15 protein-coding genes are annotated in these 13,198 nt (G+C 42.1%); 4 read left to right on the top strand and 11 right to left on the bottom strand.

Going from position 1 to position 13,198, the window contains the following annotated elements; translation table 11 throughout:
• Nucleotides 1-279 precede the first annotated feature (279 nt).
• Both FTU71_RS09780 and hemJ read left to right on the top strand, forming a co-directional pair.
• Nucleotides 280-1,509: a beta-ketoacyl synthase N-terminal-like domain-containing protein gene (locus FTU71_RS09780; protein ID WP_004975268.1), complete on the top strand. Its 1,230-nt coding sequence runs from the start codon at nt 280-282 to the stop codon at nt 1,507-1,509.
• Between the two features lie 18 nt (nt 1,510-1,527).
• Nucleotides 1,528-1,980, top strand: coding sequence for a protoporphyrinogen oxidase HemJ (gene hemJ / locus FTU71_RS09775; RefSeq protein ID WP_004975266.1), 453 nt, complete (start codon nt 1,528-1,530; stop codon nt 1,978-1,980).
• 117 nt (nt 1,981-2,097) lie between these two features.
• Here the strand turns inward: hemJ and FTU71_RS09770 are convergent, their stop codons facing one another.
• Entirely contained in the window at nt 2,098-2,445 is a 348-nt protein-coding gene (locus FTU71_RS09770; protein WP_004975264.1) for a hypothetical protein, read from the bottom strand.
• 106 nt (nt 2,446-2,551) lie between these two features.
• Nucleotides 2,552-3,211, bottom strand: a complete 660-nt coding sequence (locus FTU71_RS09765) for an HAD-IA family hydrolase (protein WP_019837216.1) — start codon at nt 3,209-3,211, stop codon at nt 2,552-2,554.
• Between the two features lie 88 nt (nt 3,212-3,299).
• Here FTU71_RS09765 and FTU71_RS09760 point away from each other — a divergent pair, with 88 nt between their 5' ends.
• The gene (locus FTU71_RS09760) at nt 3,300-4,067 is read left to right on the top strand and encodes a hydroxymethylpyrimidine/phosphomethylpyrimidine kinase (protein WP_180006076.1); all 768 of its coding nucleotides are present in this window, start codon (nt 3,300-3,302) and stop codon (nt 4,065-4,067) included.
• A 63-nt stretch (nt 4,068-4,130) separates the two neighbouring features.
• On the opposite strand, the gene FTU71_RS09755 is transcribed toward FTU71_RS09760, so the two are convergent.
• The 8 genes from FTU71_RS09755 to rpe all read right to left on the bottom strand — a co-directional run bounded on the left by FTU71_RS09755 (nt 4,131) and on the right by rpe (nt 11,642).
• Entirely contained in the window at nt 4,131-4,769 is a 639-nt protein-coding gene (locus tag FTU71_RS09755; protein WP_180006077.1) for a nuclease-related domain-containing protein, read from the bottom strand.
• Between the two features lie 51 nt (nt 4,770-4,820).
• Nucleotides 4,821-5,312 carry a methylated-DNA--[protein]-cysteine S-methyltransferase gene (locus tag FTU71_RS09750; RefSeq protein ID WP_180006078.1) on the bottom strand — a complete coding sequence of 164 codons (492 nt, stop codon included), beginning with the start codon at nt 5,310-5,312 and terminating at the stop codon, nt 4,821-4,823.
• A gap of 97 nt (nt 5,313-5,409) precedes the next feature.
• Complete coding sequence (sugE, locus tag FTU71_RS09745; RefSeq protein WP_180006079.1) at nt 5,410-5,727, bottom strand: quaternary ammonium compound efflux SMR transporter SugE; 318 nt, start codon at nt 5,725-5,727, stop codon at nt 5,410-5,412.
• A gap of 146 nt (nt 5,728-5,873) precedes the next feature.
• Entirely contained in the window at nt 5,874-6,935 is a 1,062-nt protein-coding gene (locus FTU71_RS09740) for a cation transporter (RefSeq protein WP_180006080.1), read from the bottom strand.
• Between the two features lie 122 nt (nt 6,936-7,057).
• Nucleotides 7,058-7,930: a copper resistance protein B gene (locus FTU71_RS09735; RefSeq protein ID WP_180006081.1), complete on the bottom strand. Its 873-nt coding sequence runs from the start codon at nt 7,928-7,930 to the stop codon at nt 7,058-7,060.
• On the bottom strand, nt 7,917-9,962 hold the full coding sequence (locus tag FTU71_RS09730) for a multicopper oxidase domain-containing protein (protein WP_180111921.1): 2,046 nt from the start codon (nt 9,960-9,962) through the stop codon (nt 7,917-7,919). The genes FTU71_RS09735 and FTU71_RS09730 overlap by 14 nt, the downstream gene beginning before the upstream one ends.
• Nucleotides 9,963-10,007: 45 nt before the next feature.
• On the bottom strand, nt 10,008-10,529 hold the full coding sequence (locus FTU71_RS09725; protein ID WP_253105011.1) for a hypothetical protein: 522 nt from the start codon (nt 10,527-10,529) through the stop codon (nt 10,008-10,010).
• A 426-nt stretch (nt 10,530-10,955) separates the two neighbouring features.
• Complete coding sequence (gene rpe, locus FTU71_RS09720) at nt 10,956-11,642, bottom strand: ribulose-phosphate 3-epimerase (RefSeq protein ID WP_004975246.1); 687 nt, start codon at nt 11,640-11,642, stop codon at nt 10,956-10,958.
• Nucleotides 11,643-11,871: 229 nt separating this feature from the next.
• On the opposite strand from rpe, the gene FTU71_RS09715 reads away from it, so the two are divergent.
• Nucleotides 11,872-12,153 (top strand): DUF2218 domain-containing protein, encoded by a 282-nt coding sequence (locus tag FTU71_RS09715; RefSeq protein WP_026438437.1) that lies wholly within the window; start codon nt 11,872-11,874, stop codon nt 12,151-12,153.
• A gap of 10 nt (nt 12,154-12,163) precedes the next feature.
• On the opposite strand, the gene FTU71_RS09710 is transcribed toward FTU71_RS09715, so the two are convergent.
• Nucleotides 12,164-13,195, bottom strand: coding sequence for a M48 family metallopeptidase (locus FTU71_RS09710; RefSeq protein ID WP_180006084.1), 1,032 nt, complete (start codon nt 13,193-13,195; stop codon nt 12,164-12,166).
• Between the last annotated feature and the right edge of the window lie 3 nt (nt 13,196-13,198).

The following is a 13,198-nucleotide window of genomic DNA, read 5'->3' as shown; positions in this document are numbered from 1 at the left end:
CTCCTCATTTTTAATTTCTATGATTTATGGGTAAATACTAGGTGTAGTCTAAGTTTATCTCAATGTGATTGTGTATCTTTTGGTTGGCTTCCTGCATCTTATTTGCTGCTTTACTGCGGTTTGATCTTCCCTGCAAAGTGGCATCATATTTGCCATAAGAATTCAAAATTCTTTCTGCTATTATGAACGCAATTGTAAGACATGAGTCATACCGTATCAGCGATTGCTTGGCAGTCACGGTGTTCGGCTCAACATTATCACCATAAAAGGGATCTGTAGATGAAACGTGTTGTAATCACCGGCATGGGCATTAACTCGTGCATTGGTAATACTTTAGAAGCTGTGACTCATTCTTTACAAAACGGTATTTCTGGGACACGTTCCAACCCAACTTATGCTGAACTTAATTTCAAAAGCCACGTAAGTGCAGCAGCAGAACAAAACTTTAACCACATTGACCGTAAATTAAAACGCTTTATGGGCGTGTGTGCGATGTACGCTTACAACGCTGCAGTAGATGCCATTGAACATGCGGGCTTAAAGCAAGAAGATTTAGCAGGCAACCCACGTTACGGTATCGCGGGTGGTTCAGGCGGTAACTCAACTGCATCTGTTGCAGAAATGATTGAGCTACTTGAAGAAAAAGGGGCACGTAAAATTGGCCCGTTCTTCGTACCACGTAACATGTCGAACACCATTACGGCAAACTTGGGTGTTGCGTTCAAATTACAAGGTATCGCGCACTCAATTACCAGTGCATGCGCAACTTCTGCCGATGCAATTGGTTATGCCTACAACCTAATTCAATTGGGTAAACAAGATTTAATGCTTGCAGGTGGCGGTGAAGAAGATCACTGGTCACAAAGCTTATTGTTTGATGCGATGGGTGCTTTGTGTTCTAAATACAACGACACACCAGAAACAGCATCTCGTCCGTACTCTGCAGACCGTGATGGTTTCGTCATTGCAGGTGGTGGTGGTTTCGTGGTTCTTGAATCACTTGAACACGCACAAGCACGTGGTGCAAATATTTTAGCTGAAGTGGTTGCGTATGCTGCAAACTCTGACGGTGCAGACATGGTTGCACCAAGCGGTGAAGGTGCAACACGTTGTATCTTGATGGCTTTAGACGAAGCGAAACAACACGGTGTAGACGCAATTGACTATGTGAACACACATGGTACTTCTACTCCAGCAGGCGACGTGACTGAATTGAAAGCCATGGAACGTGCGTTTGGTGAAGGTAAAGTGCCTGCTCTTAGCTCAACGAAGTCAATGACTGGTCACAGCTTGGGTGCTGCAGGCGTTCAAGAAGCAATTTATTCTGTCTTGATGATGCAAAACGACTTCATTGCACCAAACATCAACGTCACTGAACTTGATGAAGGCGCGAAAGCATTTGATATCGTACTTGAAAAACGCGACACAAAATTGAATACTGTGATGAGTAACAGTTTTGGTTTTGGCGGTGTAAATGCCTGCCTTATTTTCAAGAAGTGGGATGAATAATCTCCTATAGGATAGTCGATGGATGCACCTTCTGATGCTTTTTTATGGGTAAAAGCATTACATATTATTGCCGTGGTTTGCTGGTTCGCTGCATTGTTCTACTTACCACGTTTATATGTTTACCATGCCATGAGTGAAGATACACTGAGCCATCAGCGTTTTGAAATCATGGAGCGCAAGTTGTACCGAGGGATTATGTGGCCGTCTATGATTGCCACCCTCATCACGGCACACTTTTTGGTAGATTGGGGCGATGCGACCCGCAATTACCACGATGCGTTATGGTTTTACCTGAAAGTAGCATTGGTCGGTTTATTGGTGATTTACCATTTGGTTTGTGGCTATTACCGCCAAAAACTGATTGGCAATGCGCATTATAAATCACACAAGTTCTGGCGATTCTTCAATGAAATGCCGACTGTGCTGCTATTAGCGATTGTAATTTTAGTCGTGGTAAAACCACAGTTCTAAAATTTGAAACGCCAAGTATCCTGACATCTCAACCTGATTCGGTTGTAAAAAAACCTCAGTGCAAAGAACTGAGGTTTTTTTATGGGTGACAACTAAAAACAGCACTTATGCTTTAATTCAACGTATTTGTGAGTAAGGCTGAAAGCCCAATGCCGCTGCTTGTTTCTGCTGAGATTGAGGAATCGTGACAATAGCAATTTTTCCATCTGCACCACCACAGACCTGTGCATACATCCGCCCATCTGAACCTACACTGGCCCGCTTCACCTGAATCTGTGCTTGCTGTAAACGCTGAACAATTTCCGTAAGGGTTAAACCTGAATCTGGCTCACACTGTCGATGTTGCAATGATGTGTACATTTCGACCTGCGCAGTAGGTGTTGTGGATGTAGCAGCATGATTGGCACATGCAGTCATCAGTATTGAAACCGCTACTACTGCAATAGATTGACTAAATATCTTCATCACATACCCTCTTTCAATATTAAAATTAAATATTCAAATTAAATATTGAAGCACGATCTTTGCAATAACACTGCGCTAGAAATGCAAACAGATGTAAGCATCTCGCTCATCCAGATAACTGTTCAAGCACCGACAAAATTTGCGCAAAACACTGAATTCTATGTTTTGGTGCAGCCAAGTCTAACTCCTGAGCCGAACCATAGCCGTATTCGACTGCAACACAATCGACTCCATTGGCTCGTGCACCTAAAATATCGTGTTCACGATCTCCAATCATTAAACATTGTTCAGGTTGCAATTGTTCTTGCTGCAAAATATAGGCAATTAAATCCGCTTTATTGGTACGCTCACCATTTAGTTCGCTACCGTAGGGATATTCAAAATATTGCAATAAATCGAAGTGATCTAAAATTTGGCGTGCATAAATTTCAGGTTTGGCTGTTGCTAAAAACAGTCGATAGCCTTGCTGTTTTAAATCTGCCAATGTTGCAGCAACATCTTCAAAGACATGATTTTCAAATAAGCCTGTTGCAGCAAAACGCTCTCGATAGCCTGCTAAGGCTTGCTCTGCCAATACGTCATGCACATCTACATGAAGTAATTTTGCCAAAGAGGCTTTTAAGGGCGGCCCGATAATCCAATCAATATTTTCCGTATCTGCAATAGGATGTCCAACCTTAGCCAAACCATAACGCGCAGAAGCGGTAATGCCCTCTTTCGGGTCGGTCAGCGTGCCATCTAAATCAATTAAAAGGTTCTTTATCACAATGTCAGCCTATGTGCCTAAATGACTATCGAGTGTTACTCCAAAGTTGCCTATACTAACGTAAATAGAAGCAATTAAGGATATGTGTGTGCGACCAACAGTACTATGTTTTTCTGGTTTAGACCCTTCGGGTGGCGCTGGTTTACAGGCTGATATTGAAGCCGTTGGCAATAGCGGTGCACATGCAGCGATTGCCTGCACAGCACTGACCATTCAAAACTCTCAGCAAGTATTTGGCTTTGAAGCAACGTCTAAAGAATTGTTATTGGCGCAAGCCAATGCGGTGGTGAATGATTTGCCCATTAAAGTTGTAAAGTCGGGCATGTTGGGCACCACTGACAATATTGCAGCGCTGGCAGATTTTTTACGTGCACATCCTGATTATTTATATGTGCTTGACCCTGTTTTGGTTGCCAATAGTGGTGGTTCTTTAGGTGATCAAGCGACTTTGGTTCAGGCATTTGTCGAGTTGATTCCACTGGCGACTTTAATCACGCCAAATACTGTGGAATTACGTGCCTTAACGGGTGAAGATGATTTAGAAAGCGCAACAGCTAAATTATTTGCAATGGGCGCGCAGGCCGTTTTGGTCAAAGGTGGGCATGAAGATACCCCTGATCATATTCGTAATGCACTGTATATTAACAATGAAATGGTTTCAGAAACCCGCTGTCCACGGCTTGAAGGTGAATATCACGGTTCAGGCTGTTCATTGGCGAGCTTTATTGCAGGGCGCTTGGCAATGGGAGATCAACTGAAACAAGCGGTACAACATGCTGAAACTTGGTTGTTTGGTGTGCTTAAATACGCGGAAACGCCTGTACCGAACGGACAGAAAATTCCGAAAAGGTTTTAGTGCTTATCGTTCAACTCCTTCAAACCCTGATCACCTTGTATCAGGGTTTTTCATTGCAACTTTTTAACGTTCGTGCCGTTGTTTCAAATTTTCGACATGTTGACGATTGGTTTTCCAAGACTTATCAAGTAGTTCTTTTTCAATTCTCAGCTGAATACGTTTCAGTTTCATCGGTGAAATGACTTCATGCCGAAAACCTTTGACATACTCAACCCATGCACTGCCTTTAAAAACATTGTTGGGCAAAGAGGTCTTAAACTCACAGTCTGGCATAAATACAATCACAGAATGCAGATATTCAGGCTCGACAATATCGCTCAATACTGATTCCAAAACTTTTATATGCTTATAGTTCTGATAGACAGGATTTTGAAACTTGTAGGTCTTTTTATAAATTTTTTGTGTCCATACTTTTTGGCGTTCTCCACCAAAAATCCAGCCTTTATAGTTTTTTGTTTCAATCACAAAAACCCCAAAAGGACTCAATAAAATATGATCTATTTGAGTTGTTCCTGCGAACTCATCAGGCAAAGTTACATCATTCAACAAGATATAATGTTCATCTAAATACAACTTCACATGCGTACTTACTGCGAGTTCCCCCACCTTTCCCTTTAGAAAAGGTTTGAAAATTTTGATCAGCCCTACACCTGCAACAAGCAGAATAAGCCACCAAAACTGCAACAATAATGTTTTTAACATTTCCCCTGCTCTATTTTATTTTGATCAAAATTGTTGTTGAATCTCAGTCATTTAAACTTTTGAAGTTGAAGATTCTAACTTTAACAAAATCGCTTTATTATCCAACCCGCCTGCAAAGCCCACCAATTTTCCACTTGCACCCACCACCCGATGACACGGTGCAATAATCGAAATTGGATTTTTGCCATTTGCCGCCCCTACGGCACGCATCGCATTCTCACTACCAACTTGTTCGGCAATTTGCTTATAACTACGAGTTTCCCCAAAAGGAATGCTTAATAACGCCTGCCAGACTTTCTTCTGAAATTCAGTGCCTTCAAAATCAAGAGGCACATCAAATTGCTGACGCTGACCTGCAAAATACTCTTGGAGTTGCTGCTGAGTTTTGAGCAAAATTGGATGATCATCTTGTCGAACTAAATTGGCTAAACGTACCCGTTTGTGATCTTCGTTATCCCACATTACCGCGACCAATGCGTGATCATGAGCCACCAATTTAAGCACACCTACGGGAGTGTCCATTTCAGTAAATGCCAGTTGCATTATTTTTTCTCCTCAAGCAGGTTGGGTATCAGCTCATCCTGTTTTAACTCAAACCGATCTGTGATTGCGCTTACACACCAAACAACCACACTCCCAATTATGTGGATGAAATTTTCATCAGCACCAAACCTGAAATAATCAGAACTGCAGCCAACATTCGCATGGCGCTGGCAGGTTCGCCTAAAACAAAAACACCCACTAAAAATGAACCGACTGCACCTATACCTGTCCAAATCGTATAAGCCGTACCTAAAGGTAAACTACGCATAGCATACGCAAGCAAGGCAAAACTTAAAATCATAAAAAAGAGCGTCACGATACTGGGCGTTAATTTACTAAAGCCATCAGACAGTTTCATAGAATATGCCCAAACCACTTCAAAAATACCCGCCAATATCAACATTAACCAGGCCATAACGCCCTCCTTCAATAGCATGAAATCAGGCCGTCCTGAAGATTTTTCTTGTCGAGTATTTAGTTGCTTTGACTATTTCTAAAAACCCAAACAAGGGAGGTCGTTCCTCCTGTTGCAATTTAAGCCATCGCGCAGCGATGACCCGTCTATTTTAAACTTAAAATTTTGCGCGCACCATTCAACACAAACATGGCCACAACTAAGCCAATAATTAGGTCTGGATAATTCGAGCCTGTGAGCATCACCAAACCGCCCGCGATAATCACACCTAAATTCACAATCACATCATTGGCGGAAAAAATATAACTGGCCTGCATATGAGTTCCACCATCTTTATGCCCTGAAATCAGCCATAAACAGGTAACGTTCGCCACCAATGCCACAGCGCCAATTCCCATCATCAATATGGATTCAGGCTCACTGCCAAAGAAGAAACGGCGCAGGACATCAAAAATAACCAGTGCAGCCAAACCCAGTTGCACCCAACCAGACAAATGCGCAGCTTTGAGCTGTTTCTTGGCAGATTGCCCCACCACAAATAAAGCCAAACCATACACGGCGGCATCGGCAAACATATCTAAGGAGTCGGCAATTAACCCTGTAGAAGATGCAATTAAACCTGCAATCAATTCCACCAAAAACATAGCGGCATTAATGCCAAGCAAGGCATACAGCACTTTTTGTTGTTCAGCACTGTTAGATACAGGCAATTCGGTTTGTGTATTGGCTTCAGTCTGTTGCAGCACAGCACCCAAACCCAATGCTTCTAATTTATGGGTGATTTCTGTGGCAGATTGATTGTGGTGATAAACCTTTAAAAGTCGTGCAGGCAAATCAAAAGATAAGGCAGCAATATCATTATGGTCTGCCAAAGCAATCCGCACCATTTGTTCTTCTGCGCCGCAATCCATTTTAGGAATATGGTACGCACTCACCCACGGACTCAAAAGTTCAGAACCTACGACTGTTGCTTTATCTGTCTTGGCAGTCGTTGCAGATGTACAGCTATTTTGATCAGCACAACTTTTTTCTGTATCACAAGATGAACCACAGCCTGTGGCGTCACATGACTCGGACTGTATAGGGGCAGTTGCACAAGGCTGGTTTACATTTTTTTGTGTATCGCAACCACAGCTAGCATTGTTTAGATTTTGGTTTTCTAAGTTTTTATCTTGATTTAATTGAGGATCTTGAGTTGATGAAGACATACGCCACACCCAAAAATACAATAGGCTCAGTATAAACCAAGCCTATGTATTTAGGGACAATCTATTCTATTTAGAAGCAGCAACGATCCATTGACTTAATCATTGATAAATACCCCTAATCATTAAAACCTGAAACGCAAGCCTATCGCATATAAGCCGCCTTGCTCGGAATCGGTTGCAGACTGCCAAGCAGTTTGTTGATTACCTTTCGTATATTCATAACCTGCACTGATATACGGCATGATGTTCTTGCTGATTTCATAACGCATTTCCACACCCAAAGCCGCGCGGTTGAGTCCTGTTTTTTTCGCATATTTGGCATCATCCTGCAGAATAACATCTACATCTAAATAAGGCTGTGCAATCAATTTCTGAGTCAATAACAGATCCCGTGTGGCTTCCAAACTCAAAGCCGCATATTGATCTTCACCCAAATAAAAATAAGCATCGGTTTCAAAAAAATAAGGCGCTAAACCATGTAAGCCAAGCACAGCGTCAAACTTATCTTCTCGGTCTGTTTGATGCGCTTGCTGATTCACTTCATGTCGATAACGCACACCTGCTTGCACATCCCAGAAATCTGAAATCATACGACTGTATAACAACTTGGCATCATATTCAGTCGCTTGTGATTCGTGCTTATCGCTATGAATTTTCACAAACAACTTGTTTTCATCAGTTCCAATACGAGTTTGTAATTCAGATTTGAGTACTCCCTCGGCATGATCATTCACTTGCCATTGCGTATCTAAAGTGCTCACCGTATATATTTGCGCACCATGTACTTTACGATGATCGTGTGACTGCAACTCTTGCACGGACGAAGCGGATTGATGCAATTGATGCGATTGAGTATCAGCCTGATCAGCGATTATTGTAATTTCTGCTGAACTGGCATGTGCACTATGCGCCTCTGTCGCTGCCAACCCAACTGTACTGATGCAGCAGACTAAAATACTTAAAACCGTTTTCGCAAAAAGATTAGTGTTGTGCATGTGCTGCTCCTTTTTGCGCTGTCGCTGAAGGGGTTTGAGTCGATTGAATCGCTGTGGTTGAAAGCGGTTCATTATCACTGACCTGTGCCACAATCAATTTGTTCATCATTCCCGCACTCATGTGATAGAGCAAATGACAATGTATTGCCCATTCACCTAATTCATCTGCAGTAAGCAGTGCAGTTACGGTTTTGCCTGGCGGCACAATTAAGGTGTGTTTATTCGGCATTTCTGCTGCCGTTTGACCATTTTCCAACTGCATAAACATGCCATGTAAATGCATTGGATGCGCCATCATGCTGTCATTGATAAATTTAATCCGAATACGCTCACCATATTTCACCTTGAGTGGTGTGGCATCACTAAATTTCTTACCGTTGATTGTCCAGATATAACGCTCCATCGTACCGCCTAAACGCACGACCAATTCACTGCTGGGTTCACGTGTATCTGCTTGTGGCTGCAGCGATTTCAAATCTTCATAGTGCAAGGCTTTATGCCCCGCGGGTGTAGAAGCATTTGCCCATCCATATACCACCGCATTTTTGTGTTCTGTTGAAGGCATGCCATGTTGTGTATGCGTATTTTCAGACATTGTTGCATGGTTCATCTTGGAATGATCCATTTCCGACATTACCGCATGATTCATCTTGGAATGATCCATTTCTGACATCGCTGCATGGTTCATCTTGGAATGATCCATTTCCGACATCGCTGCATGGTTCATTTTGGAATGATCCATTTCCGACATCGCTGCATGATTCATCTTGGAATGATCCATCTCCGACATTGCTGCATGGTTCATCTTGGAATGATCCATATCCGACATCGCTGCATGGTTCATTTTGGAATGATCCATTTCAGACATCGCTGCATGATTCATTTTTGAGTGATCCATTTCAGACATCGTTGCATGGTTCATCTTGGAATGATCATCGCCTGAATGCTCTGTAGCATGCCCCATATCTTGCATGGTGAGTAAAGCACGCGGGCGCGCTGCAGGGAGCTGTAGATTTGATGTTGCAGAATGAAGTTCACTCTGCAAGCTACCCACAGCAAAACCTGAGCGGTCTATTGATTCCGCTTCAATTTGATAATGCGCTGCTTGAGGTTCAACAATCACATCGTAGGTTTCTGCAGTGCCGATACGAAATTCATCCACAGTAACAGGTTTGACTGGCTGACCATCGGCACTGACCACTGTCATTTTTAAGTTTGGAATCCGCACATCATAAAACGACATGGCAGAGGCATTGATAAAACGTAAACGCACTTTTTCATTTGGCTTAAATACACCTGTCCAGTTCTGTTCAGGTGTCTTGCCATTCATTAAAAAAGTATAGCCTGTGACATCGGAAAGGTCGGTTTTCAGCATGCGCATCTGATTCCACATTTTGCGGTCTGACCATGTGGCTTTTAGCCCATCACGCTGTACTTGACGCCAAACATCACCTAAGGTTTCACGCTGATTTTGATAAAACTCGGCTGAAATTTTTAAATCTTTCTGAATTTGATTGCTAGATTTTTCATGAAAATCTGACAGCATCACCACATAATCACGATCTGTGTATTCATGTGCGTTTACGGCTGGCTTGGCTTTAGGATGAATCACCAAAGAGCCGTATAGACCATCTTGTTCCTGACCTTTGGAATGTGCGTGATACCAATAGGTACCACTTTGACGTACTTTAAATTGATAAACAAAATGTCCTTGTGGCTTAATCCCTTGAAAACCATTAAATCCAGGCACACCATCCATCAAACCGGGCAACAATAAACCATGCCAGTGAATAGATGAGTCCTGATTTTTTAATTGATTATTAACGTGAATTACCGCCTCATCGCCTTCTTCAAATTCGAGTGCAGGCGCGGGAAATTGTCCATTGACTGTAATACGTTGAACAGGTTTTCCCGTGATATTGACCGTTTGTTCTGCAATGGTCAGGTGATATTCCTTGACCGCAGCAAATGCAGAACTCGAACACAATGCACAGACTGTTAAAAACAGCGCAGGCTGATAAAATTTAGACATGACTTAATCCTTAAAATAAAACGTAAAGGTGTTTTGAATTCAGGATTAAGCTTTGGGTGGACGTAAAATTTGCTGCCAATGCCCAAGTAAATGTTGAGCTTGATAAGCAGGCAATAGAATATTGACCGATGTAAATGCTATAGGTTGAATCAGTTCAGGGACTTGCACATTCAACACACTGTTTAAGCTTTGACAATGCAACTGCGCACAGTCCTGACAATTCGTCTTTGCAGTAGAAAAATCAGCCGAGCCATAACAATCTGCCGCATTTAAATCGGTATCCGTTGCGGATGTGTGCTGACTGAGATGATGGTTGGCCTTGGCATCATGCCCAGATATATGCTGCTTGGTTTCAGGATACGTTTGTAAAGCTGTGGTATGACAATCTGGTAAAGATGTCATTTCACTCGCTGCGGTTGCAGAATGTCGAATCTCAGACCCTGCTGCCTGATTTGACATCATCCAATCATGTGCAGGTTTTACCGCAGCACTAACAATACCACTCCACCCTATGACAAATGCCATCAGGACAACAAACCACATTTGATTGTAGGGTTGAGTCAGCACTAAATAAATTCCTGAGTATGAAAGATGCAGACCTGAACTTGCACAAGAATTGAACATTTTTGCCAAGTACAATCCACAATCTGCAATGCACTCAATATAATTCAAGCCCCACTTATACACAATATCTTCTGCATTGAAAAACAGAGTGAATCCGTGCGATTTAAAAGCCAACTAAAACAATCAAGTTATATATTAAGCAACTTATTTTTATAATTAACTGAGTAAATACTCAATAAATTCAGTGTATTTAAAATAAACAAAAAGGATTCGACTGAATCCTTTTTATACTTATTTTGTATAAGTCATAAACAATTGATGTACAAATGTTTATAAATTAATCGGCTTATCCATAGTGTTATCAACATAGATATCCATACGGTTATCTACAAAGTTATCCACAGCATAAGCACTTGTGATTGTAGAAATTTATACTTCGACTGCGCCAACTTTTGCCAATTCAGCACGCATTTCATCAATCACCGTTTTATAGTCTGGCTTGCCAAAAATTGCTGAGCCTGCAACAAACATATCTGCGCCCGCTTCTGCAATTTCACGAATATTGGCAGGTCCCACACCACCATCGACTTCTAAACGGATATCACGACCTGAAGCATCAATGATTTGACGTGCCTGACGTAATTTCTCTAAAGTCATTGGAATGAATTTTTGCCCACCAAAACCAGGGTTCACACTCATGAGTAAAATCTGATCAACTTTATCAAGTACATAATCTAAATAATGCAGCGGTGTAGCAGGGTTAAAGACCAAACCCGCTTTTGCCCCACCCGATTTAATCAGTTGCAATGAACGGTCAATATGCTCTGAAGCTTCAGGATGGAACGTGATAATGTCTGCGCCCGCTTCTAGAAAATCACCAATCATGCGGTCTACAGGTTTTACCATTAAGTGCACATCAATTGGTGCAGTAATACCATAGTTTTTCAATGCCTTACATACACCTGCACCGAAAGTTAAATTCGGTACATAGTGATTATCCATCACATCAAAATGCACCACATCGGCACCTGCCTGAAGTACATTTTCCACTTCTTCGCCTAGACGAGCAAAATCTGCAGATAAAATAGACGGCGCAATTAAATAAGGCTTGGACATGGGAGAACCTAGCTAAATATTGGGATTGTGGCGCATTATAGCAAAGACTGCTTGGTGTGGTGGATTCTGTTACGATTGGATCATTCAGTTCGATGATTCAGGTCGATCAGCCAATTTGATAGTTCTATCTCCGCAACGCTCTGTTGCAGCACTCCACTGTTCTTTCAGTCTGGCTTTGTTATAGTAAAGGTCTTTACTCATTTGAACAACATGCTGGTTTCAACAGATGATGAACAGTTCTGCCCATATTCAAACAACGCAAGCAAGCCGTATTGCCAAGCGTCTACTCAACCACTGGAAACATAAATTTGACGTTGCAGAAAGCGCAACCCAATACCAAATTATGATGCCAAGTGCCACAATTCTACTTATACCCCAAACACATGAGCTTGTAGTTGAAATTCAGGTAAAAAATACTGAAACAGATTTAAGTTACCTCGAACAAGTCGTGCTTGATCATTTAAGTCGTATGGGACAAACAGAATTGAGCGCGGTTTGGCAACGGTACTAACTGTTTCATGTTAAGGCGCTAAACGCTGCGTTTGTTCAAAATCCTTAACCGCTTGAATACGTTTTTGTGTTGCAGGATGGCTTTGTAAAAAATCCAAAGGGCTTTTGGCGGTGTCTTCACCTGCATCTTCTGCCAAACGCTCCAGAAAATGGGCAAAATGAATGGTTGGAATGCCCTGAGCATGCATCGTATTTAAAGCATAATAATCTGCTTCAGATTCAAAATTACGTGAATAATTTGCCCCCACGAGCGCCACAGGCAAGGTCGAAACTAAATCTGTACCATCTCCTGTAATCGCGAGCAAAATAATACTAAACCCTAAGCTCGATAAAGCCTGTTGCAAGCTGTGTCGTTCTACCAAATGCCCTTGTTCATGTGCCAACACGCCAATGATTTCCTGATCATTCTGCGCCAATTCCACCAATTCATCGGTCAAAATAATGGTGTTATTCGGAATTGCCAGAGCATTCGCGCCTAAGCGATCACCTTGTCGAAACAGCACTTTGGCAGGTGTATCTCCTGCAATAAGCTGTCGATAATCTGTTAGAATTTTCTGCTGACGCGCTGCGGGCAGTTGGCTTGGCGCTGTCATGTCTAAGATATAACGCTCTGCTTCATCACCAATTTGCTTTAAGGTATTCGCAGGTAACTGAAAAGCAACGTATTTGGATGCACTTGGGATGCCCCATTGCACTGTGGCAAATACCATCAACAACACAAAAACCAGACTAAATACAATTAGGCTTGGCGTACGTTCCAATTTCCAAATAGAATGCTGCACCTGTTTATTTCGCAGTTGAAACCATTCAGGCAAGGCTTCGGAAAATTCAATACGTGCATCGTCTTTAAGTTCAATGACAGGTTGAATTTTACCTAGTGCGCCCACCAACATCATGTCTTGATAATGATAGTGTCGTTGTTGCTGTAAATTTTCACCATAACGAATAAGTACCGACTGAGCATCTATAGGAGAGATTTTGGCAGCCCATGGTTTAGACACTACACCATCATAAAACACCACATCCACGATCTGTGCTGCCATCTT

The organism is Acinetobacter sp. YH12136 (assembly GCF_013418545.1).
Taxonomy (GTDB): Bacteria; Pseudomonadota; Gammaproteobacteria; order Pseudomonadales; family Moraxellaceae; genus Acinetobacter; species Acinetobacter towneri.
This window is presented reverse-complemented; position numbering and strand designations above follow the sequence as displayed.

Excerpts from the sequence above, each read along its gene's own strand:
- FTU71_RS09770 (WP_004975264.1), bottom strand. The coding sequence starts at position 2,445 with ATGAAGATATTTAGTCAATCTATTGCAGTAGTAGCGGTTTCAATACTG.
- FTU71_RS09710 (WP_180006084.1), bottom strand. The coding sequence starts at position 13,195 with ATGGCAGCACAGATCGTGGATGTGGTGTTTTATGATGGTGTAGTGTCT.
- FTU71_RS09740 (WP_180006080.1), bottom strand. The coding sequence starts at position 6,935 with ATGTCTTCATCAACTCAAGATCCTCAATTAAATCAAGATAAAAACTTA.
- FTU71_RS09730 (WP_180111921.1), bottom strand. The coding sequence starts at position 9,962 with ATGTCTAAATTTTATCAGCCTGCGCTGTTTTTAACAGTCTGTGCATTG.
- hemJ (WP_004975266.1), top strand. The coding sequence starts at position 1,528 with ATGGATGCACCTTCTGATGCTTTTTTATGGGTAAAAGCATTACATATT.
- FTU71_RS09715 (WP_026438437.1), top strand. The coding sequence starts at position 11,872 with ATGAACAGTTCTGCCCATATTCAAACAACGCAAGCAAGCCGTATTGCC.
- rpe (WP_004975246.1), bottom strand. The coding sequence starts at position 11,642 with ATGTCCAAGCCTTATTTAATTGCGCCGTCTATTTTATCTGCAGATTTT.
- FTU71_RS09755 (WP_180006077.1), bottom strand. The coding sequence starts at position 4,769 with ATGTTAAAAACATTATTGTTGCAGTTTTGGTGGCTTATTCTGCTTGTT.
- FTU71_RS09750 (WP_180006078.1), bottom strand. The coding sequence starts at position 5,312 with ATGCAACTGGCATTTACTGAAATGGACACTCCCGTAGGTGTGCTTAAA.
- FTU71_RS09780 (WP_004975268.1), top strand. The coding sequence starts at position 280 with ATGAAACGTGTTGTAATCACCGGCATGGGCATTAACTCGTGCATTGGT.
- sugE (WP_180006079.1), bottom strand. The coding sequence starts at position 5,727 with ATGGCCTGGTTAATGTTGATATTGGCGGGTATTTTTGAAGTGGTTTGG.
- FTU71_RS09735 (WP_180006081.1), bottom strand. The coding sequence starts at position 7,930 with ATGCACAACACTAATCTTTTTGCGAAAACGGTTTTAAGTATTTTAGTC.